Genomic DNA, 23,241 nt, shown 5'->3' with positions numbered 1-23,241 from the left:
CTGTATGGGGTTTCCACAAGCCGGAATGCTCCGACCATTATGCTCTTAGTAGTCTGCTCTGCATTAACTGGAATTGCAACATTGGTAATTGGTATAAATTTGGCAACTATAAGTAACAAATTATTACGATTAATTTATATTACAGTTGTGTAAACAAAAATATGAGTGATATTTATAGTCATTATAATTTCTATTTAAGTTGTATTTACAGAGAAAATAGTTCTAAATTTGAAATATCGGGGTGATGAAAAGAAAAGTGAAATATTTCAATGAGATGACGCCGCGCATGAAATGTCATGCGCGGCGTCCCTTCTTTTCGGAATTTCAACCTATGATCGAGTTTTACTTTGAAATTATCTGATCATTAATCTTCACGGAATGCCCGGTTCAAACTATCTGTGATAGGTGAGACCAAGTAATCGATGGCGCGACGCTCCTTGTGCACGATGATTATCTCGGCGGGCATGCCAGGATAAAGTCGGGCAGTCGGATTTGCGGCAAGTGACGCCGGAGTAATTTCGGCTCGCGCGACGAAAAATGCGGTATCTGTCTTTTCATCGAGGGACTGATCGGCGGCAATATAGGTCAGTTTGCCGTCTAGCGGCGCCATTGAGCGCTGATTGTAGGCAGTTAACCGGATCTGTGCGCCTGCGCCAACCGAGATGCTGTCGATATCACGCGGGCTGATCTTCATTTCAACGACCAAAGGTTCGTTCTCAGGAACGATATCCATGATCGCCTCGCCCGGCGCGATGACGCCGCCCGGTGTGCGCAGCCGGATGTTCGCGACGATACCATCCTGCGGCGAGCGAACTTCCACGCGACGCATCACGTCCTTGGCGGCAACGATACGTTCCTGCACATCTGAAAGTTCGACCTGGCTGGAGGTGATCTCTCCTGCGATCTCCGACTGGAGATCGCTTTCGATCCCTGTCAGGGCGAACTCCGCACCGGCTTTCGCCTGTTCGGCTTTCGCCTTGTCACCGGCATATTCGCCGCGGTCGCCCGCAAGCTGGCTGAGGCGTGTATCGATTTCCGTGAGTTTCGATTTCTGGGCAAAGCCTTTTTCAACAAGGCTGGCAATCGCCTTGCGCTGTTCGCTGATAAGCTCGATCTGTCGGTCGGTTGCCGCTATCTGCGATGTGGAGGCCTTGGCCTGTTCAGTATATTGCTCGATGGTCTTCTGCTGGATGTCGATCTTGCTCAGTTTCTGCGCGAGTCTTTTCTGGAAAAAGATATTCTCGGCGCGAATGGCGTTCTGTGCATTCTCACCGCCATCGGCGAAACCTTCCGGAAAACTGATTTCTTTTTCGCCGGATTGCTCGGCGCGCAGGCGGGCCAGTTTTGCGATCAGGCCGATGCGCCTGCTTTCCAGAGACTGGAGATCAGAGCGTGCCTTGGTGTCGTCAAGCCGGAGCAGGGGTTGGCCAACCTTGACTATGTCGCCTTCCTGCACGAGCAGACGATCAAGAATGCCGCCTTCGAGATGGCTGATTGTCTTGCGCTTGGAATCGACAATCACCGTGCCCATTGCGACTGCCGCACTTCCCAGATTAGCGGAATAAGCCCAGGCGAAGAATCCACCGAAAGCGACACCGATTGTGGCGAGTCCTGCAATGATGAGACCGCGCAGCGGTGACCTCGAATCCTCTCGTTCCAGATCAAGCGCCCATTCAGGTTTGACACTGCCGAAACGGGTGAGGGTTTTGTGATCCGATGATTCTGCTCGCGGCGCGAGCAGGCTGGAAACACGACGAGAAATGACTGATTTACCCATCATGCGTTTGCTGCTCCCATTTGCGGGCCGTTATTGGCAGGTGTCAGTGATGCGACGACATCGGTGCGCGGACCGAACTGTGAAATCCGCCCGTTTTCAAGCACCAGCAGCTTGTCGGCGACCTGCATGATAGATGGCCGATGTGCGATCATGATGACAATGGCGCCATCGTCGCGGGCATGTTCGACGGCCCGGATCAGGGCACGTTCGCCGACGGCGTCAAGATTCGAATTCGGTTCGTCGAGAACGATCAGGCGGGGGCGGTTGTAGAGGCAGCGGGCGAGCCCGATTCTCTGACGCTGACCGCCAGAGAGGGTGAGGCGACCGTCGCCGACCGGCGTGTCATAGCCGAGCGGCATGCGTCCGATCATCTCGTGCACATCGGCAAGGCGCGCGGCTTCCAGCACGCGATGCGGGTCGCTGTCACCCATGCGGGCGATGTTGTCCTTGATGGTTCCGTCGAGCAGCGAGACTGACTGCGGCAGATAGCCGGCAATCTCACCGAACGAACCGCGTTCCCAGAGATAAACGTTATTGCCGTCGAGGAAAACGCCGCCTGACGTGGGTTTGACGATACCGATCAACAGTCGGGCCAGCGTTGATTTACCGGCAGCCGAAGGACCGACGACGCCCAGCACTTCACCTGGCGAAATCGAGAAGGAGATTCCCTTGATGATTGGAACGTCGACGCCCGGCGCTGCATAGATCAGCTTGTCGATCACGAGATCGCCGTTGGGTCGCGGTGTTGGCATGGTCTGGCGAACGGCCAGATTTTCCGAAAGCAATGACTGAACGCGTTTCCAGCTGGCAATTGCGCTGACCCACTGGCGCCAGTTTTCAACGATTCGATCGAACGGCATCAGCAAACGGCCGATGATGATGCTGGTCGCGATCATGGCACCGGGGGTGATTTCCTGCTGCATGGCAAGCAGCGTGCCGATACCGAGCGATCCAATCTGGATGATGAAACGTGCCGTGCGGGCAATCGAGGATAGGGCACGGGCGCGTGTTCCACCGAGGTCGAGTACTTCCAGCGCCTGAACCTGCATCGTTCGCCATCGACGAGCGAGCGCCGGAAGCATGCCCATGGCTTCGATGACTTCGGCGTGGCGCAAGCTGCTGCCGATTTTGGAAACCGCTTCAATGTTGGCTTGATTCGCCTCCTGAATCAGATTTCGGGTCAAAAGGTCGGTGAGCAGGCCACACGCCACCAGAATGATGACCGCGACGAGACCGATCACGCCCAACATCGGGTGAAGCAGGAACAGAACGCCGAGGAAAATCGGCGACCATGCCGCATCGAGCGGAGCATTGATGGCCGGGGATGTAAGGAAACTGCGCAACTCGTTGAGATCGCGCAACGTCTGCGTCGCTTTCGGCATCCCCTGATTCACAGAGGCCTGCACCGCTGCTGTCAGAACCGCGAGGTTCAGGCGGCGCACGAGCGCGCTGCCCATGGCCTGGAAGGAAAGCGAGCGGATATATTCCAGCACGCCGAACACCAGCATCGCACCAATGGCGAGCACAGTCAGCATGGTGAGCGTGTCCATGCTTCGGCTGTTCAGCACCCTATCATGAACCTGCAACATATAGAGAGGTACAGTGAGTTGTAGCAAATTGATACAGGCGCTCAGCAGCACTGCATAAAGTAGTCCCGACAGGAAAACGCGGCGGGCCTTGAAAATCAGGCCTTTGGGCGTAGTTACCGAATCGTCCTGCCCCTTTTTGTGCGCAGGGCTCTTGCCAATCGATTTGAATTCGCGAGTATCATTCATACGCTATCTGCCTTGGAATGGTCACAGGTGGCGGATATCCCTAAAAACTGTGTGCTAGTTCTCAAGATCAGTAAAGTAATACTGCAGAGAATGTGACAGAAAAAAGGTTCTTACGGCGGGGAAATGCGAAAGGAGCAAAGAAAATATAACTGCAAATTTCTTCAAAATTTGAAGTAAAATTGAAAATGGAGAGCAAAAGATGCAAAAACTTCTACACGAGGGAGTGGAAGTCGAAACATCAGTCGATGGCTTTACTGCCGTTGATTTTCCTGAAGTTACCGCCGAAAAACAGGAACGCAGACATCCGGTCCATACAGTCGTTATCACGCATTTCGAACTGGCCCGGATGATAGAACGAGTAAACCGCCGCTTTGTGAGCTTGCTGAAAACCGAGCTGACGAAGTTGGGCGTGGAAGATATCGGTCCGGCCCAGACCCTGGTTCTGATGGCTATCGGCGATGTCGAGCTCACTGTGGGTGAATTACTGGATCGCGGACATTACGTCGGTTCCAACATTTCCTATTATCTTAAACAGCTTACCGATGGTGGGTATGTTGATCGTGTCGCCTCGCAGAGGGACAAACGGTCTGCCCGTATCCGCCTGACGGACAAGGGTGAGCGGCTGTGTGCAAGCTTGCGGAATGCAAGCCGGGCCTACAACCATATCCTCACTCGCGATGATGACGATCTCAGAAATCTCGAGATCGCCTATCAGACTCTGCACAGACTGGAACTCGTGTGGGGTAACGCCGCACGATTTGGCATTTGATGTGTTGCGACGCTTTTCGGCCACTAGCCGAGCACGTTTCGTAACATGCGTATAGCATTTGTGCACAGGCGCGGTTTCGGCCAGTTTGCTGCTTTAGCCGAAAGTCTGGCTACCAGCGGACATGATGTAAGCCTGATCTGCGAGACAGTGGACCGTCGCCTCCCAGCGGTCCGCGTCATCCGCCACAGAGTGGAATCTGGTCCTCGCACCGGCGGTGCGATGGCCAGATATCTCGAAGTACCCGATCATCATACGAGGATCGGGTACCGTGTGGCCGAAACCCTGGAATCCATGGCTCATCAAGGCCAGGCACCTGATATCGTCATCGGTCATATTGGTTGGGGCAGCATGATGTTCGTCAAGGACGTGCTGCCGTCAGCACCAGCTCTTGGTTATTGCGAGTTCTTCTATCGCGCCAATGGTGCGGATGTAGGATTTGCGCCCGGCGACCGACCAGACATCGAAACTCGCAAGCGTCTGCGTTTGCGCAACATGGCCCAGCTCGTCACCCTTGAGGGAATCGATGGTGGGTTTAGCCCGACACACTGGCAGAAAAGCCTCTACCCGCGTTCCGTGCAGAATCGCATCGCCGTGGTGCACGAAGGGGTGGATACAAAACTCTTCTATCCAGACCGTCACGCCACGATTCAGCTACCCGATGGACGCACGCTGAAGGCAGGAGAATCGCGCGTGATTACATTCGTCGCACGCGATCTCGAACCCTATCGTGGATTTCCGCAAGCGCTCGAAGCCGCTGCCAAGGTCGTTCGGCAGAACGATGATGCGATCTTCGTGTTTGTCGGCGGTGATGGTGTCAGCTATGGAACGCCACCGCCCGGTGGCGGATCGTGGCGCGAGCATCTGGTCAAGAATTTGGATCTACCGCCGGATCGCATCGTATTTCCTGGTACAATTCCGCACGCCCAACTCCGTAAGCTCTACCAGATATCCACCGCGCATATTTATCTGACATATCCGTTCGTCCTGTCTTGGTCGGTGGTGGAAGCGATGGCCTGCGGCGCGCTTATCATCGGTTCGGACACGCCGCCCGTTCGGGAAGTGATCCGCTCCGGTCAAAACGGGCTGCTCGTGCCGTTTTTTGACTCGGATGTGTTGGCGGAAGTGATCATGAATGTCCTTCGTGACCCCGATGCATGCCTCCAGATGCGTGCAGCCGCACGCCGGACAGTCGAAAATCGGTTCAAACTGTCGGATTGTTTACAGCAGCAAAAAACCTTGATCGATGCAGTATTGAACGGGAGATAGTCAGTATGTGGCGACAATCGGGCGTTCAAACAGTGATGATGAAATATAAAATGCCGTATTTCTGCGTGTTTACGACGTAGGCGCAATATATATGCACATTGTTTCAAATTTTGAATTAAACTTGTTCCAAATATTCGCAATATTATCATATAGTTGATGCTATAATGCTGTTGACAATACATTGACTGTATTTTCTCATTGCAAGTGCAGGCCGAGACTCCCAAGTCGGCCATCACACAATGGATGATTATGTTGAGCACACCACTTCCTGCGATCTCGGCGCGGAGATCCCGCCGATATGCCATTGCTTCGATGCGTGATCGTGAAGCGCTGGAAGCGACGTCTCTGGGCGGGCTGACCACTTTTGTTGAAGGGGATGGAAAACGTCTTCGGCTGGCGAATACATTTCCGCTCATCGCAATTGCTGCTTCGCAAGAGGGCGAGGACGAACTGAAGACGGTTCTGCAACAGGTTTATCGTCTGAGCACCATTCCGGAACTTCCCGTTGTGCGAATCGATGATGCGACGGCTGAAACCGTTCCCCTGCTGGTCACCCAACTGCTTGAGAGCAGTCTGGACCGTCTTGTCGGCCACGTCAGCAAGGTTCACACCGAGCTCGCCATGCTGCGTCGCGAGCGTGAGACAATGTTTGAGAATTACCGGGCGATTGAAGACGCGTTTCACGCTCGCAACTGGGATTCCTCAACGGAAATCTTCAGTCATGCCCCTCTGGTAGACCCAAAGGATGAAGGTTTTGCACGTCTGCTGCGCGAATCGGAGATCGAGCAGCTTTTCCCGGTTTCGAGTTATGCCGTTTCCGGTTTTGCCCTGCATTTCCGTGAGTTGCCTGCTAATCGCAATGGCCAGCTGATCGTCACGCTGGACTATCTTGAAAACGGTGAAGGGATTGCTGAGTGGCTGGTGCCTTACGGTGCGCTGCATTCGGAGTGGAACTTCTTCTCGCTTCCGAAGGCGTGCGATGGCAGCCATCGCACATTGCGTCTGCGCATCTCAGCTTCGGGCGGGGTTCCACCAGAATTGTCGTTGGGCAATGTGATCGCCAATGAGCGTTATGCAGCGCGTGCGCGTATTCCACATGCTGATCTTGACATGCGCCCTCTGGCATTGCGGATATTCACCGGCCTGCCGGGCGTCCGTCCGGCATCGCTGCCGAATGCCATTGTACCGACTGCGCTGATCAATGGCCGCAAGGTTGATGATTACCGTCTGCCCGTTGAATTGCTGCGTAACGTGGCCAACGTGTCCGTCACACCTATTACGCCCGACTTTCCGACTGTGCGGTTTCTGGAACATGAAGATGCCATCGGCTGCCATCCGCTTGAGGAGGGGGTCACCGCAGCTGCAATCCGTCGTGTGGTCGCGCCGGGCACAGTACGAGTTTCAGCGCGGGCTGTGATTGATCATCCCGAAGGCCAGCCCTGCGCAGTGGGACTGCTGCTGGTCAATCTGGCGTCGGATGTGAAGGAAGAAATCGATGCGATTTCCAGCCTCGACCGCCGCCGCCAGCAGGTGTTGTTCAGCGGCTGGTCGGAAGTTGCACCCAATCGTCCGATCGACATCAACTTCATGCTTGAGGAACCGATCGACCGCACGATGGATCTCGTCGTCCTGAGCAAAGCCGCAGCAGGTTCCGTGGATTTTTCCTGGCTCAAAGTGTTCAACTTCCGGCTGGTCAAGCACATCGAGGCGCGCCCCAGTCAGGAAATAACCAAAGAGGCCGCGAATGTACGATAGGTCGAAAGATTTGATCGTTGTCGCCATGCCGCTCTATGGTCATGCGGCGCTGGCTCTCGAAGCGCTGGAAACCGTTCTCGCGTCAGAAACGGTTTTCCGCACGCAGATCGTGGTGTCCGTCGATGGTGATCCGCGCCGCGAAGTGTTTGATAGCCTGACGCTTTATGCGGCGGCTCATCCAAACATTCACATCATCTTCGGCGAGAATGCAGGGCCCGGCGGTGCGCGCAATCGTGCTGTCGACTATATTCTCGAAGAGATGCCGGATGTTAAAGCGGTTTATTTCGTTGATGCCGACAACCGGGTACAGCCCCACACCATCGATACGCTCTATCGCAAGCTTTTGGCGTCGAATGCGGGCTGGGTCTACACCAATATCGATACCTTTTCGGTCAACTGGCGCGCTCATTATGGCGACAGCTATTCGCGCCTGATCCACTGCATCACTGATAATATCTGTGATACCGGATCAATGATTTCTGCGGAGGTTTTCCGCAGCGGTGTCCGTTTTGATGATGATCGTCAAAATGGCTTTGAAGACTGGGAGTTCTGGCTGTCCGCCATTGAGGCAGGCTTTGTCGGCGCGCCTTGCCACGATACCGGCTTCGAGTATCGCCTGCGCGCGGAGAGCCGTTTCAAGGAAGCTAATCGTGACCGCTCCGGCTCGATCAATTTCCTGCGCAAACGGCACAAGGCGCTGTTCCGTCGCCCGACGCTTGTGGGGTTCGAGCATGAAGAATGTCCGCGCTATGGCGTGATCCGCGCAGGCGAGGGGACAGTCAGCCTTTTCACCGACCTCAGCCTCGGCACGAAAGATCTCAAGTTCGACGACGCAATTCGTGCCTTCTGGGGCAGTGTGTCCGAACCGGACAATTTTCACTTTCCTCCATTTCTCGCCTCGTCCAATACCGAGACGCTGAAACTTCTGGCGCGTTCACGACTGCTACCGAATATCCTGTCGCGGCTCGAAAAGCTTTCTGAACAGGCCAATATCGTCTTTGTGGAACTCACCAATGTTGAAGACGAGCGGCGCATTGACACCGAAATCATGCCTTCCGGCACGCGCCAGCCGCACGCTGATCTGATTTTCGTCTCGACGAAATTGATCAAGGACATCATCGAAAACGATGCGCTGGATTGGTTTGCATCACTGGGCACGCAGCAATTGTGGCCCACATCAGCGCGGATGAAAGTGCGTTTCCCGTTCCCGCGTGTGCGTCAGCGCCGGGCCTTGTCACGGCCTGAACAATCGATGCTCAATCTGGTGACGTCGATTGCGACGAGCCCGCTTAAGCAAAGTGCCGCCATGCGCTGGACATGGCGTCCGCGTCGCCTGCCCGCACTTTCTGAAATGTATCAGGTGCTGCGCAATGAACTTGGTGGCGGGCCGGTGCTGCCACTTGCGCATAATGCAGCAAGGAAGAAAACGGCCGCCGTTCTGGTGCCGAATGCCTCGTTCGGCGGGGCGGAGAAGGTTGCTTATGCCGCCGGGCGTGAGTTGAAAAACCAAGGATTTGAAACCCATCTCTTCGTGCTCGGCAATGAGCGGATGGATGTGCTGGACGAATTCGACCAGTCCTTCGATTATTTGCATTTCTGGAAGGATGGCATTCCCGCTTGGGGGGACACAAATCGCTTCTTGGGGCAGGATTTTATCACCGACGATCATCCGCTTGACTGGAGCATCCTGCGCGGCCAGCTTTCAGGATTCGACCTTGTCGTGAACAATCACGTCATGGCGGCGCATCCTTTGATGGGTAAACTTCGCTCTGAAGGCACGCGCACCGCCTGCTATCTGCATGTGGTGGATGAAACGGTCTTCCGCCGCCAGGCGGGGCAGCCCTATGCCGCGATTGCCTTCGAACATGCCTATGATGCATTTCTGACCTGTTCGGATCAGTTAAAAATCTATCTGCACAGCTTTGGCGTGCCGTATGAAAAAGTGTTTTCCGTGCCAAACGGAGCCAGTTTTTCAATCGATACAAAACTGCGTACACAGGTCACTGCGGCGCGCAAGCAAGGCCGCAAAGGCGAGCCGATACGAATGCTCTATATGGGGCGTCTCGATCGCCAAAAGGGTATCGACAGGCTGCATGATGCTATCGTCAAGCTGAAAGAGCAGGGCATTGTGTTTGAAGCGCAAGCCATCGGTGGAGAAATCCTTTCCGACGATCCAAGTGCATCTTGGATGACGCGTCTCAAAGGTGCGGGTGTGAAGGTCTCGCCACCAGTTTTCGACGGCAAGGACATTGCGAACCATCTTGCATGGGCTGATGTTCTCTTGATGCCGTCGCGATGGGAAGGCGCGCCTTTGATGATTGCCGAAGCGCAGCAGCTCGGCTGTGTGCCGGTTGCAACTGCGGTGGGTGCTGTTGATGAACTCATCAATCATGGTCGCGACGGTATTCTCATACGCAATGGCAATGATGCGCAGATCGTGGCCGATATGACCCGCATCCTGACCATCCTTGCGCAGGATCGCGAAGCCCTGATGCGGACCGCTGAAGGTGCGCTCGCCTCCGCTGCTCACCGCACATGGAGTTCGGCTTTCTCCGAATTTACCGATTGGGCGAATGAAATTCGTCCCGCTTATCCGAAATCCCGGTCTTCCCAGCCGGATGTTGCAGACGCTGCCAGCACGATTGCCGTTCTCCCCGGCCGTGCGGTTGCCTGATTATACCAGAAAGGTCGACCTATGAGCCGCCCAACCAACCCACGTATTCTTGTCACCGGTATCCCAAGCTATCTGACGCGTTTTATCCAACGTGCGGACAAGGCACAGATTTATTATTCCGAAAAGCAGCCGAATTCGGAGCCGAAGGATAAGTTTATCCAGGAGCTGAAAAATATCAGCAATACCGGCAATTATCTGATCGGTGAAGGTGCGATGACGGCGCTTCTGCCGAGCGCCAAGCACATTCCGTTCTGGCATCTGTATAATTGCGTCAACAATGGAACGGGTCTCGAAGAGATCAACAAGGAATTCGATATCTGCGTCTTCACCTGCGCAAACCTTCTGCGCAAAGGACTGTCTGCGGATGCGGAAGCGCTTGTTCTATCCAAACTTAATATGCCCGTCGTCATGCTTGGCATCGGCATCCAGAACCGCCCTGACATTGAAGGCGAAGACGGCCTGCCAGCGGGCACGAAGAAGCTTTTGGAAGTGCTCAAATCCCGCGAGCATTATTTCCTCACGCGCGGCGAAAATGCAGCCGGATATCTCCGCGATCAAGGCTTTTCCTATGTCCGTCCGGTCGGCTGTCCGTCGCTCTATTTCCGTCCCGATAATATGCGCAAGGCGATCAGCCGTCTGCCCGATGTGAAGGTGGGTGAAGGCCGTACCGTTTTCACCGGCTATATGGGTGCGGAACTTGAAACCATTGGCGACATGAACGCGCTGAGTTCGGATGACGGCCGTTCTGCCTATGTCATTCAGGATGAGTTGCTACACTTCGACATGCAGCTTGAATCCGATGCCAATGGACGCGCCTACGATTCCACAACTGGCGAACTTGTCGGTCCGCTGACCTATAAGGGTTCAGACGATCTCAAGAAGAAGATCAGCGTTCACGCCTTTCTCGATACAAATCAATGGCGCGCCTGGTGCTCGACTATGGATTTCTCCTTCGGTCGCCGCTTCCATGGAAATATCATCTCGATGCAGGCAGGTGTTCCAAGCCTGATGGTTGCGGTTGATGATCGTATGCGTGAGATGCTGAACTTCTCAGGCCTTCCGAAAATCGATGCGCGTGATCTCAACGCTGCCAATGATCGCCGGGCTTTCGTGAGCGACCACATCGCCGCGATGAATATCCGCGAAGTCATCGAAAACTATTCGGCGCGAGAACGCAATTTCCGAAGCGTGCTTTCAGAGATTGGCGTTGGGTAATCTCAAGCCTAATCGAGCAATTTTCTTAATTTAAGCGAAGATGGATCACCATGCGCATTATGATCACCGGCATTCCGTCCTATTTGATGCGGACAGTCGAAAGTGTGTCCGGGGCGAGCGTAAAGCATCGCCCATATTTCGAGCCCATTCGCACCAAAAAGGATGTGATCGATCAGGTCAAGAAGATTGCCAATACGGGCAATTACCTCATTGGTGAAGGTGCTGCCAATGCCGTGCGCGGCCATGATGTGACCTATGTGCCGTTCTGGCATCTGGCCAACAGCCTCAATTCGCCTGACACCTATGCGAAGCTCAACGAAAGCTTTGATCTTTGCCTGTTTGCTTCAGCCAACCTTCTGCGGCCCGGTTATGCGGCAACGACGGAATCCTTCGTCTTTGAAAAGCTGAACATGCCGATTGTGGTCATGGGCATCGGTATTCAGAAGAAGGAAAATCTGAAAGCGGAGTTGCCAGAAGGCACACGACGGTTCCTTGAAATTCTGCGCCGGAAGGAAAGTTTCTTCCTCACGCGCGGGCATTTCACCGAAGAGTTCCTGAAAGATGCGGGCATGAAATATGTCCGCCCGACGGGCTGCCCATCGCTTTATTATGCGCCGGATCAGATGAAGCTCTCGCTGAGCCGCCTTGCCGATCCTAGCCTTGCAGATGCGCAGAAAATCTCCTTTGGCGGTTATCTCGGCAGTGTTGCAGATACGATTGTCGACGCCCACGCGCTGCTCGAAAAGGACAGCGTTGCGAGCTACGTCATTCAGGACGAGGTGATCGTCTACAATATGAATATGGCTGGCGAAGACCATTCCGAAGCCTATGATCAGGCCGCAAGCCGCATCACCGCACCCGTTGATTACAAACACATGGAAAAATGGCAGCGCAAGAACGAGCTGCTGGTGTTCTTTGATACGCACAAATGGCGCAGCTGGATTTCCAGTCAGGATTTCGGCCTGAGCCGCCGTTTCCATGGCACGATTATCGGAATGCAGTCGGGTGTCCCGGGACTGATGATCGCAGTCGATGACCGTATGCGCGAAATGCTTGGTTTTGTCGGCTTTCCGCATATCGATGCGAGCGTCTGGAACCGCGAGCCGCAGAAAAAAGCCTATCTGCGCGATTTCCTTTCCAGGATCGATGTGCCAGCGGCCATCAATCGCTATTCGGAATGTGAAGCAAATTTCAGCGGCGCGCTGAAGGATATTGGTATCCGATGATGCAAACGCGCAAGAGCATTGGGGGCGGGATAGTGGCAACGGTGGCGCTTTTAGGCGGCATGTTGTTCGCAGCCCAACCTCAGAGCGCTTTTGCCGATACGCGCTTTGGCGTCAACCGGGTCAACATGGCCTGGCTCAAGCCGGCAGAGCGCAAACAGATCTTCGATCAGATGGTCGAAAACGGCGTGGTGGCGGTTCGGCTGTCACTCACTCGACCGGTTGATCAGAGTATAGATGCCGTGCGTCTTGCGCATGAAAAAGGTCTCGCGATCCTGCTCGAAATATCGCTCAACAATGCAGACTTCTATCCTGAAGGAACGAAGCCCCGTTCCGGGCGTGGGCGTATCTGGGACATGTATCGGCTTTCCGACATATCTCCCGAGCGCTTTCAGCAGGCAATAGGCGATGCCTTGCAGAAGATCGATGCACTGGGGGTGCCGCTGGTCGCCGCTGAACCCGGCAATGAGATCAATTGGGGTGCTTATAATGGCGATCTTGCCATTCTGCCCAAGGAAAAGATGAAGACTGCCCGCTCTTTAAGCGAGATGGAGGAGCGTCCTCTGGTCGAAAAGGGTGCTGAAAAATACGTCGAACTTCTGCGTATTGTCCGGACAGAGCTGGCGAAAACCAGGCATAGCACCAAGGCAAAGGTCGTATCTGCGGGCTTGTCCGATATCCCCTTCATCGATGCCGACCGGCGCGGGATAGACACTGTTGACCCCGCCGTCTTTACTGACCTCCTCAAGAAATATGGTCTTAATGACGCTGCTGATGGCTACGGCATTCACATCTATCCCGGCAGCAGCGGCACGCGGGCTGCGCGCGCGAAGCATATCAGCAGCGCACTTTCTTTCTGTGGTGGAGCAGATGGCAAGCCTTGCTGGATCACCGAATGGGGCTTCGCAAATACCTCAAAAGCCTGTCCGGCCAATGACAATAATCGTGAACAACTGGTCGAGAAGGCACGCGACCGTTTTCGGCAGATGATGGACAGCGGCCAGATCGCAGCTGCTTATTATTTTGATTGGGATGCAAGCACTTACGGTGTGTGGCGTTGCGGTTTGCTAACGCCAGCCGGTAAGGCTGCAACGGTGACGAAATGAAACTCAAGACTGTAATCATCGGTGGTTCAAACACCGTCATGCTGCCCGGCTATCTGCCGACGCTTTTATCGACGATGGCGAAACGCGGCGTGGAACTCGATATCGTCGCTGATCTCGCGGTTGGGGGCACGACGAGTGCTCTTGGCCTTTATCAGCTCAAGCAGTTTGAACAGCTCGAAGAGTGTGAGCTGTTGCTGATCGAATATGCGATCAACGATGCCTTCGTTTATGGCGATGAACGGCGTCCATTCCGCCATTGGGCACGGTTTTACGAGGGGATCATTCGTTACGCGCTTGAACGCAATCCGAACTTGCGGATTGCAACGCTCGTGTTCGGCGCGCGCAATGGCTCATTTCTGAATTCCGTTCCCTCGATTGATGCAGGCATCAATTACATTTCGCAATGGTACGGAACGATCTCAGCCGATGTCTCGCGAATGCTGATGCAGCAATATGGCCGTGATGTCGTAAGCAATCCGGCTTTCTATCTCGATCAGGGTCATTATGCGCGCCCAGTTTCGACAACCATCGTTGCGAACTTGATTGCAGATGTTCTCGAACCGGCCTTGTCTGTTCCGCATCGTCCGAAGGCGCTGCCATTCGCCATCGATCCGGACCATTTCGCCAATGCGCGTGCCTTGAGCGGCGAGCAGCTTTGCAAGCGGCTGGGGCGCGTTCCGGTCCAATACAGCAATCGTCGATTCTCGATCTCGGCGCTCGATCTTGGTTCAGACCAAATGCGCTTTGAGGTTGATAACGGACAACTGCTGGCGCTTGGCTATGTCTGTGATCCGCGCATTCCACCACTTGATGTGGCGATGGGCGAGGATGTCCACCGCGCCGCCATGATGAAGGGTGGCGTGCGCGATGGAACCTATAAATTCCTCGTTTCGATGCTGAGCTTTGAGTTTCTTTACGGCATTAAATTGCTGGAAGCACGCGGGAATGTGGCACTTATTCTATCTGGTGCCGAAGAGGGTATGGAACATAAGCTGCATGTTCCCAAAGATAGTGCCCATCACGAGGAACTGCCTGTGGAGCCGGTGCTTCCGATAACCGGCATCCTGTTTTCCGGCAATTTGAAAGTCATGTCGCTGGAGAAGAAAGCTGCGGAAAACACCGTTCTATCAGAAGCGGCCCAGTAGCCGTTATTCTACGAAAATGTTGACGCTGGCGGCCCGTCCGGCAGCGTCAACCACGGTCAACGTTGAATATCCGGTTCCGTCCGGTTGCCAGTTTGTTGTCCGCCGCCGCTCGATCTCAGCAATGGGCTTGCCATTGGCAAGCCAGCGAAACGGTGCGCGTCCGCCCTGTAATTTCAGCACCAGCGGCGATGCATTGTCGGTCAGGGCTTTCAATTCGACATGCGCGCCATCAGGTGGAAACACGATGCGCGGTGCAGGCTCAATCGTGGCTTTGAGAACCGGCAGAGGATCGCTCGCAGACGAAAAACGTATCTGCGTCACCGGAAGATCGGCGCGTGCCGTGCGAAATGCGCCAGCAGGCGCACGCGGCAGCGGCACTGACGCAACCCCTGAACGTACAAAGGCTTCAAACAGGATTGGAGCCGCCGAAACATAGCCCGCGAGTCCCGGCACCGAGCCACCATCGGCACGCCCGACCCAGACACCCAGCACATAACGCCCGTCATAACCGACCGACCATGCATCACGATATCCATAGGACGTGCCGGTCTTGTAAGCGAGGCCGAGGCGTTTAGCACCCTGCGGCGGCACGACACCGGCCAGAATATCGCCAATCTGCCACGATGCCTGCTCGCTCAGAATAGGAGCCGATGGCTGCACCGGCTCGGTACCTTCGGTGCCGTCACGAAGGGCTGCACCGCGACCGCCATTGGCAAGGCCTGTATAAAGCTGCACCAGATCGCGCAGGCTGATGCCCGCGCCACCAAGGCCGATAGCCAGTCCCGGCGCTTCGCCTTTCGGCAGTTGCAGATTAACCGCCGCCTGACGAATGCGCGTCGTGAGCCGTGCAGGACCGACAGCATCAAGCAGACTGATGGTCGGAACATTCAGTGACATTTGCAGCGCCTGACGGATGCTGACATCGCCCTGATAGCTCATATCAAAATTGCGTGGACGATAGCCTGCAAAATCCTGCGGGCGGTCCTCAATGATGGTTTCCTGCGCAATCAGTCCCTGCTCGAAGGCCAGCCCATAGATGAAAGGTTTTAACGTTGAACCGGGCGAGCGCACGGCGCGGGTCATATCGATCCAGCCCTGCCGCTTGCCATCAAAATAATCAGCGGAGCCGACTTCGCCTAAGATATTGCCGTTGCGACTGTCGGCCAGCACCATGGCGACCGATACTTTTGGCCCAAGCTTCGCAGCAGCTTCGCGTGCCACAACTTCAAGCCCAGCCTGCACCGACTTCTTAAGCGTCAGGTGATGCCGAGCCTCGGTCGGTGCCGGCTTCAATGCGAGATCGGCAAAGTGGGCGGCCAATGCAGGCAGCGGATGACGCGTCGCGGATATGCGCTCACGCGATGCACGTTCGGCTTCCTCGCTGGTGAAAACTGCAGAGGTTACCATGCGTGTTAACACACGATCCCGCGCGGCAACCGCGTTCTTCATCTCGCGATCCGGGCGGCGGCGTTCAGGCAATTGCGGCAGAGCCACAAGAAGTGCTGCTTCCGAAGTGGTGAGGCGAAGCGGCTCCTTGTCAAAATAGGCAAGTGATGCCGACCGCACGCCCTCCAGATTGCCGCCATAAGGTGCAAGCGTCAGATAGCGTTCAAGAATTTCAGACTTGCTTAACCGCCGTTCGATCTGGATTGCACGCGCCAGCTGTCGGAACTTGGAGCCGAAGCTGCGGCTTTCGCGAGGTTCGATCAGGCGGGCAAGTTGCATGGACAGTGTGGAGCCGCCGGAAACAATACGACCACTCCCTGCAAGCTGATAAGCGGCGCGCAACAGCGCCCAGCCATCAATACCGCCATGATCGTAGAACCGCTTGTCCTCATAGGCGATCAGCATTTTCACGAATTTCGGATCGACATCCTCAATCCGTGTATTGAGCCGCCAATAGCCGTCCGGCGTTGCATAGGCGCGGAGCAAAGCGCCGTCACGATCCATGACTTCGGTGGAAATGGTCAGCCGTTCCGGCAAAGGCGGAGGATAAGCGCGGTCGAGCCAGTCAAGCCCAGCAACCGTTCCTACAGCGGCGATGCCGAGAAACGCGGCACCGCCAATCGCTATTTTCCACCGCCTTTTCATTCGTCTGGCCGCGCTATGGCGCGGCCACCTCCATCATACCCGTTGCCGTGCGCGCTGCAAATTGCGGACGATACATATCCTCAACCGTTGCCGCCGGATGGGTGTAAAGACCCGGCGTCACCGCACGCACCACATAAGCGAGCGTGATCGGCTTCTTCTCGCCTGCGGAGCGGTCGAAAGCAGCCACAAAACGATCATTGCGGAATTCGAGGTGGGCCGCTTGCGTGCTTTCAAGCCATGGGAAATTGCCAAGATCAGCACTGGAAACAAGGCCCGGATTGTCGATCTCGAAACCAGCTGGCAGCAGATCGGTCACAAGCAGACGCGACTGCCATTCCTGCAGGTCGTCGATTTTCAGAACAACAACATAGCGCTCATTCTGATTGACCCCGGTGACATTGGCCGGCTCGCCATCAAGCGTATAATAAGTACGCTCGATGTTGAAACCTTCTCCACCCGCAGGCAGTGACTGCGCAGGCGGTGCAACTGCGGTCACGACCGCATCAACCGAACCCTGACCCTTGTTAGTGACGACCAGCGGCTGTGCTTCAAGGGCTGCACCATTGAGACGCTCGGAGAACGCGCCCTGATGCGCTGTGCCATTGATGTCGAGGCTGATTGCACCATTGTCATCCTGAAGCCCGCGTGCTGCAAGCAGCATCCATGCCTGATCCTGCGTGCTCAGATAACGCGCGCGCTCACGTTGGAACTCGACCAGCGTAATCAGCGACGGCAGCACTTTCGGCGCAGGTTTGGTTTCCGCAGCAAGCGCCAGCATTGCCGCGCCATCACGCAGCGGCGAACCATAATCCGAGCGATTATAATCGTAGCTGGACTGGCTGGTTGCGAGCTGGAGCGACGAATTGAATACGCGTTCAGAGCGCGGCTGATCACCATAAAGGGCAAGTGCAGCACCAAGCTGGGCAACGGCCATCGGGCTTGCGAAGTTTTCGAGCTGGGTATCGGCGAAGTAACGCAGATCGCCAACGGAAGCCTTCTTGTTGCGGGAGAGAACATAGAGCGCATAGGCAATGTCGTTGCCGCGTTCCTTGACGTCGGTGGTATAGCCGAGCGCGTTCTGCAGATTGGCAAGTGCGGAGAGCATCGCCTGCTGCGGCACGTCATAACCCTTTTCACGGGCACGCGTGAGGAAGTCGGTCACATAGGCGTCCATCCAGAGATCACCCGATCCCGGCGACCAGAGGCCAAACGAACCGCTCGAAGACTGGTTGTTCAGCACGCGGAAAATGGAATCCTGTACGCGCTTCTTGAGCTCTTCCTGACTTTCCAGACCCGCAGCTGCTTCTGTACCTGCCGCCATTTCGCTCAAATAGAGCAGCGGCATTGCGCGGCTGGTGGTCTGCTCGGTACAGCCATACGGATAGCGGTCGAGCGCCATCAAAAGCGCTGGCACATCAAATGCAGCACTTCGCGTCACACCAACGCTGACAAAAGCACCATCAAGCAGGCTTTCCGACAGAAGGCCGCCGTCGACTTTCAGGCTTCCGCCATTGGCCGTGAGATTGACGACATGGCGGCTCGTGACCGGCAGATCGATCGGACGCACCGGCAATGCCAAGGCCTGTTCAACATTGAGGCCTGCATCGTTGGAAAGCCGGATCGTCACACCACCCGCACCCGTTGCCACAGCATTGAGTGGAACGGTGATCGACTGCCGTTTGCCACCTTTAAGCGCGATGCTTTCAGGATAGGAGCCAACCTCGACACCGAGATTATCGGTGGTCTCTAAGCTCACACGATAATCGCCATCCGGTGCATCCGTATTGGCAATATCGAAGCGGATATTGGCCTGATCGCCGGGGGCCATGAAGCGCGGCACACCAGCGGTAATAACCACCGGATCGCGGATGATGACATCGGTGACGGCGTGGCCGACAGCCTTCTTTGTCCATGCTACCGCCATGACGCGCGCGGTGCCGTTGAACTGCGGTATGTCGAAAGTGACTGTTGCCTTGCCGTCGCTGTCGAGTTCAACCGGACCGGAGAACAGCGCAACCAGCTTTTCGGTGGGCGGACTGCCTTCCGCTGCCATATTGCCACCATCGCCACCTGTGCGCAGCTTGCCGGTGACGCCGAGCGAACCATCGATCAGGCGACCATACATATCGCGCATTTCAAGGCCCAGCTGACGCTGGCCGAAGAACCAGTTTTCAGGGTTCGGCGGCTGATAGCGTGTCAGATTGAGAATGCCGACATCGACTGCCGCGACCATGACATAGGCCTGTTCGCCACCCGCATTTTCAACCGAAACAGGGATGGAAAGTGTGGAGCGCGGCGTGATCTTTTCAGGCGGGGTCAGCTTGACAGCAAGCTGCTTGTCGGCAGGATCGACCTTCAGCCATTTAAGACCAATCGCACGCGCAGGCATACGGCTTTCAATAGCCTCACCCGGACGGAACAAAGTTGCCGTAACGTAGGCGCCCGCACCCCAATCCTCACCAACCGGAATATCGATGGTCGTGCCACCTTCCGGCACACTGGCCGTGATGGTCTGGAGCAGCTTTTCCGCACCAATGGTGATGAGCAACTCACCGGCAAAACGCGGGGAGATTTTCAGTTCTGCCGTGTCACCCGCCGCATAATGTTCCTTGTCGAGCGCGATTTCGAGCCCGTCCGGTGTTTCGGTCGAGGTTGAGCTGACAAACCAGCCCGCATCAAATTCATAGCTTGTGGCCGGGCCCGAAGCATCAGCTGTTTCGATTTCCAGACGGTAACGACCCCAATCAACCGGCAGGCTGATTTCAGCTTCGCTATCGATTGTAAGGTCAATCTTGCCGTTGGAAACCGCCTTGGTGAACGTCACCGGCTCGTAATTCCAGCTGTTGCCGCTACGATACCACTGATAATTACGCTCGATCTTGACCAGCGACCATTGTGCGCCGTCGAGCGCCTTGCGATCACCCTTGCTGTCAGATGCGATTACACTGAACTTAGCGGTTCCGCCCTGCGGAACTTCATCGCTAGCAAAATCCGGGCGAATGCCGATGAGATCGGTTTCCGGCTGAATGGCCACATCGATCTTACGCTCAACCGCACGACCGCCGGTTTCGCGCATGCGAACGGTGACGGCTGCATTTACGAGGCGCGTTGTTGACGGCATTTCATCGATTGTAACCGGGAAAGTCGCCTTGCCATTCTCATCAACTTTTGACAGGCCATCGAGCGGCAGGCGCGTGGCTTCGCCCTGTTCTTCATCGGCGAGGCCGAAATAATAGCCCTTGAAACGGTCCCACTGACGCTTGGTCGAAAGCGTGACTTCGCCTTCAAGCGCAAGACCGGCGGCAGGCGCACCATAGAGGAAACGACCGTCCACGGTGATATTGGCAGTTTCGCCAACAGCGATTTCCGGCTTGTCAGACGTCAAATCGAACTCGATCCGGTCCGGCACGAAATCTTCAACCAGGAACATCTGCGTGGCAATCGCTGGCTGCTTGGGATCGGTATAGACCGAAACATTCCAGGTGCCGCGCATGGCGTTCGACGGCAAGGTCAGGTCGATGGCATGACCACCGGCCAGTTTGCTGTCGGAAACAAGACGGCGATCTTCCACGCCATCGGGACGCGTAAAGATGAAGGTGAGCGGCAGATCATCAATTGCAGTTGCGGTGTCGTCACGCGCAAGCGCACCCACATGCACAACTTCGCCAGCACGATAGATACCGCGCTCTGTCCATGCATAAAGATCAAGCGCTTTCGGCACGGCACGGCCCGTCACGCCGCGGTCAGACAAATCAAAACCAGCGCGCGCCATATCTAGGAATGTGAAATCCTCATCATCCCCGCTCGCCATCAGCACCGCTGGCACCATGCCGTCTGTGCCGCGTGTCAGTCCCGGCGTAAACGTCGCCCGACCATCGCTGTCGGTGGTCGCTTCGCCCAGCACTTCGTTGTTGCGTGCCAGCAGCGTCAGCTTCACGCCTTTAAGTGGCTCTGCGCTTTCCAGCGAACGGGCAAACACATTGATGCCGTCCTGTCCGGTATAGGTCGAAAGGCCGATGTCGGAAACAACAAACCACTGTGTTGCCTTGGTGCCATATTCATCATCGGACTTCTGAACCAGCGGCTCAGCAGTCAGCACATAGACGCCCGGCTTGCGTTCCGGCAGTGCTTCATCAACCGGGAAACTGGTCGTTGCTTCCTTGTTCAGCTCATTGCCTGCAACCTCGATCTCACCTTCCCAGACAGGTGCACCCATCTGTTCGGAAACCGTGCTGATATCGTAGCTGTCTAACTGGCGCAGGAACTGGTAGCCGGAAAGGAGCTGTGCCAGCGAACGGTCGCCGACGCGGTAGAGCTTGACCTTGGCTGTGCTCAAATTGACGCTGACCAGCGGAATGCCGCGACGGGCTTTCGCAGGCAGCACGAAGCTGTCGCCGGTAAAGCGCACCGATGGCGCGCGGTCCTGCACATAGATCGAAAGATTGACCGGAGCTGGCAGCACTTCGCCAACAGCCGATGGCAGACCCTGACGGAACGTCACCGTATAATTGCGGCCATGTTCCAGACCCTCGACGCAAATCTGGCGATCCTTGGCTTCAACTGCCTGCGGCGCGCCATTGTCAAGCTTGACGAAGCTTGAATAATCGACACCACTCTTGACCAGTTCTTCCGAGAACTGCGCGCAAATGCGCGGGGCGGCATTATCATTATCGACCGTGTTGTTGACGATGCGGAAGCCTTTGCGGGCTTTCAGATCTTCATAGACTGCACGAACGGATGCGGAATTGACGAGATCAAGGCTCGCTTCATAAGCCTGCAAGGCCGGGCGCGATGCATCGCGCTTTTCGAGTACCTGCGCCATGACGGCAAGCGCTTGCGCGCGCTCATCCTTGGTGCGTGAAGCCTGATAGGCAAACCACGAAGCCGACGTCGCATCGCGCTGGAATTTGGAGCGTTCCTGACCATTGGACGGCTCGGTCGCAAGCGCCGAAAGCGCATATCCGGTCCAGATTTCGCTTTCATCCGGCGACATGCTGGCAGCCAGGCGGAACTTTTCCATCGCCGTGCGCGGATCGCCATTCAGGCCCGCTGCACCTGCTTCATTTCGCAAAGTGCGCAGGCTGTCGGAGCTTTCAAGGCCATTGATTTCGCGCTTCAGACGACGGGCTTCGTCAACCAGATTGGTGGCAAAGAACGAGATGCTGGGCGGAGCGCCAATATCTTCAACTTCGCGGGCTGCAGCGGATTGCGTGACGACCTTACCTGCAATGGAGCCAACGGACTGATTGAGTTTGTTGAAATCGGATTTCAAGAAGCACCACTTGACCTTCGGATTATAGGTGAAGGCGAGGCATGCATTGTCGCCCAGACAAATGTTTTTGCACTGGTCGAGCGAGACATTCTTTTCCGTACGCAAGTCGAAGCCGAAATAATCGCTATCTTTGGTGATCTCTATCCGCCGGGTTTCGGCAGCTTGTGTAGTGTGTGGAGCTGCCGACAGGCAAGCTGTGACTGCAAAGGCCCAGAAAAGCCGGTTGAAACCAATAAGCATTTGCATCCCCTCACGACGACCGGTGCCATTTCCAATTCTATTAGAAAAGGCGAAAAGAATCCGGCTCATGTGAAGCCTCACCGCGACAAACTGTCAAGGCGAATAGGGATTATCTACAACTATTGGGATAAGTTTAGGGAATAATACGCTCTACGAGGTAAATGCCTCGCAGAGCGTGCACGGGTAATCTAGATGATCCCACCATTGGCGCGCAGTATCTGGCCATTTACCCATGCACCGTCGGGTCCGGCCAGGAACGCAACCACCCCTGCAATGTCTTTCGGGGTCCCCAGACGTTCGAGCGGGCTCATCTTGGCCATGCGTGCGACCAGCTCTTCGGATTTTCCATCGAGAAAGAGATCGGTCGCAGTGGGGCCGGGCGCAACGGCATTGACGCTGATGTTTCGACCGCGCATTTCCTTGGCCATGATGGCCGTCAGCGTTTCGACTGCGGCCTTGGTTGCAGCATAAACACCGTAGTTTTCCAGTTTCAGGCCGACGACAGTGGTAGAAAAATTGATGATACGCCCATTGTTGCGGAGGCGTTTGCCAGCCTCCCGCATGGTATTGAAGGTGCCCTTGAGGTTGACCGAAACGAGCTTGTCGAAATCTACGTCCTCTGTTGTGGCGAGAGGCGACAGGGTCATGATACCGGCATTGTTGACGAGAACATCTACGCCGCCGAAAGCGTCTTCGGCCGCATCGAACATTCTCTTTACTGCGACAGGATCGGCAACATCAGCCTGTGCTGCTCGCGCAATGCCGCCTGATGCCTCGATCTTGCTGACCACGGCATCAGCAAGAGCAGCATTGCCCGCATAGTTGACGATGATAGTAAAGCCGCCGCGACCCAGTCTTTCGGCAATGGCAGCGCCAATGCCGCGCGATGCTCCAGTAACGATGGCAACCTTGTTTTTCATATCGGACATTGTC

Annotated in this window: 13 protein-coding genes; 8 read left to right on the top strand and 5 right to left on the bottom strand. The window is 55.6% G+C overall.

Annotated features, from left to right (window positions below; all coding sequences use genetic code 11):
* Positions 1 to 364 precede the first annotated feature (364 nt).
* Positions 365 to 1,780, bottom strand: coding sequence for an HlyD family type I secretion periplasmic adaptor subunit (locus KWJ32_RS03915; protein WP_010658634.1), 1,416 nt, complete (start codon positions 1,778 to 1,780; stop codon positions 365 to 367).
* Entirely contained in the window at positions 1,777 to 3,552 is a 1,776-nt protein-coding gene (locus KWJ32_RS03910) for a type I secretion system permease/ATPase (protein WP_012092860.1), read from the bottom strand. Before KWJ32_RS03910 ends, KWJ32_RS03915 begins: the two co-directional genes overlap by 4 nt.
* Positions 3,553 to 3,751: 199 nt before the next feature.
* Between KWJ32_RS03910 and KWJ32_RS03905 the strand changes: the two genes are divergently transcribed.
* The 8 genes from KWJ32_RS03905 (at position 3,752) to KWJ32_RS03870 (ending at position 14,705) form a co-directional block, all read left to right on the top strand.
* A complete protein-coding gene (locus KWJ32_RS03905; RefSeq protein ID WP_010658636.1) occupies positions 3,752 to 4,321 on the top strand; it encodes a MarR family transcriptional regulator in 570 nt (189 codons plus the stop codon).
* Positions 4,322 to 4,366: 45 nt separating this feature from the next.
* The gene (locus tag KWJ32_RS03900) at positions 4,367 to 5,587 is read left to right on the top strand and encodes a glycosyltransferase family 4 protein (RefSeq protein ID WP_012092861.1); all 1,221 of its coding nucleotides are present in this window, start codon (positions 4,367 to 4,369) and stop codon (positions 5,585 to 5,587) included.
* Positions 5,588 to 5,836: 249 nt separating this feature from the next.
* Positions 5,837 to 7,342, top strand: a complete 1,506-nt coding sequence (locus tag KWJ32_RS03895; RefSeq protein WP_040128355.1) for a DUF6212 domain-containing protein — start codon at positions 5,837 to 5,839, stop codon at positions 7,340 to 7,342.
* A complete protein-coding gene (locus KWJ32_RS03890) occupies positions 7,332 to 10,016 on the top strand; it encodes a glycosyltransferase (RefSeq protein WP_151609540.1) in 2,685 nt (894 codons plus the stop codon). Before KWJ32_RS03895 ends, KWJ32_RS03890 begins: the two co-directional genes overlap by 11 nt.
* A gap of 21 nt (positions 10,017 to 10,037) precedes the next feature.
* Positions 10,038 to 11,231 carry a polysaccharide pyruvyl transferase family protein gene (locus KWJ32_RS03885; protein WP_151609538.1) on the top strand — a complete coding sequence of 398 codons (1,194 nt, stop codon included), beginning with the start codon at positions 10,038 to 10,040 and terminating at the stop codon, positions 11,229 to 11,231.
* Between the two features lie 50 nt (positions 11,232 to 11,281).
* The gene (locus KWJ32_RS03880) at positions 11,282 to 12,457 is read left to right on the top strand and encodes a polysaccharide pyruvyl transferase family protein (protein ID WP_151609536.1); all 1,176 of its coding nucleotides are present in this window, start codon (positions 11,282 to 11,284) and stop codon (positions 12,455 to 12,457) included.
* Positions 12,454 to 13,560 carry a glycoside hydrolase gene (locus KWJ32_RS03875; RefSeq protein ID WP_151609535.1) on the top strand — a complete coding sequence of 369 codons (1,107 nt, stop codon included), beginning with the start codon at positions 12,454 to 12,456 and terminating at the stop codon, positions 13,558 to 13,560. Before KWJ32_RS03880 ends, KWJ32_RS03875 begins: the two co-directional genes overlap by 4 nt.
* A complete protein-coding gene (locus KWJ32_RS03870) occupies positions 13,557 to 14,705 on the top strand; it encodes an SGNH/GDSL hydrolase family protein (protein WP_151609533.1) in 1,149 nt (382 codons plus the stop codon). The genes KWJ32_RS03875 and KWJ32_RS03870 overlap by 4 nt, the downstream gene beginning before the upstream one ends.
* A gap of 3 nt (positions 14,706 to 14,708) precedes the next feature.
* Here the strand turns inward: KWJ32_RS03870 and pbpC are convergent, their stop codons facing one another.
* From pbpC to KWJ32_RS03855, 3 genes are all read right to left on the bottom strand, one after another.
* A complete protein-coding gene (pbpC, locus tag KWJ32_RS03865; protein ID WP_012092868.1) occupies positions 14,709 to 16,796 on the bottom strand; it encodes a penicillin-binding protein 1C in 2,088 nt (695 codons plus the stop codon).
* 13 nt (positions 16,797 to 16,809) lie between these two features.
* Positions 16,810 to 22,308 carry an alpha-2-macroglobulin family protein gene (locus KWJ32_RS03860; RefSeq protein WP_012092869.1) on the bottom strand — a complete coding sequence of 1,833 codons (5,499 nt, stop codon included), beginning with the start codon at positions 22,306 to 22,308 and terminating at the stop codon, positions 16,810 to 16,812.
* Positions 22,309 to 22,496: 188 nt separating this feature from the next.
* Entirely contained in the window at positions 22,497 to 23,237 is a 741-nt protein-coding gene (locus KWJ32_RS03855; RefSeq protein ID WP_012092870.1) for an SDR family oxidoreductase, read from the bottom strand.
* Positions 23,238 to 23,241 lie beyond the last annotated feature (4 nt).

Origin of the sequence: Ochrobactrum sp. BTU2, from assembly GCF_024539785.1 — a bacterium.
GTDB classification, from domain to species: domain Bacteria; phylum Pseudomonadota; class Alphaproteobacteria; order Rhizobiales; family Rhizobiaceae; genus Brucella; species Brucella anthropi.
The sequence above is the reverse complement of the archived record's forward strand: the minus strand, read 5'-3'. Positions and strand labels throughout refer to the sequence as shown.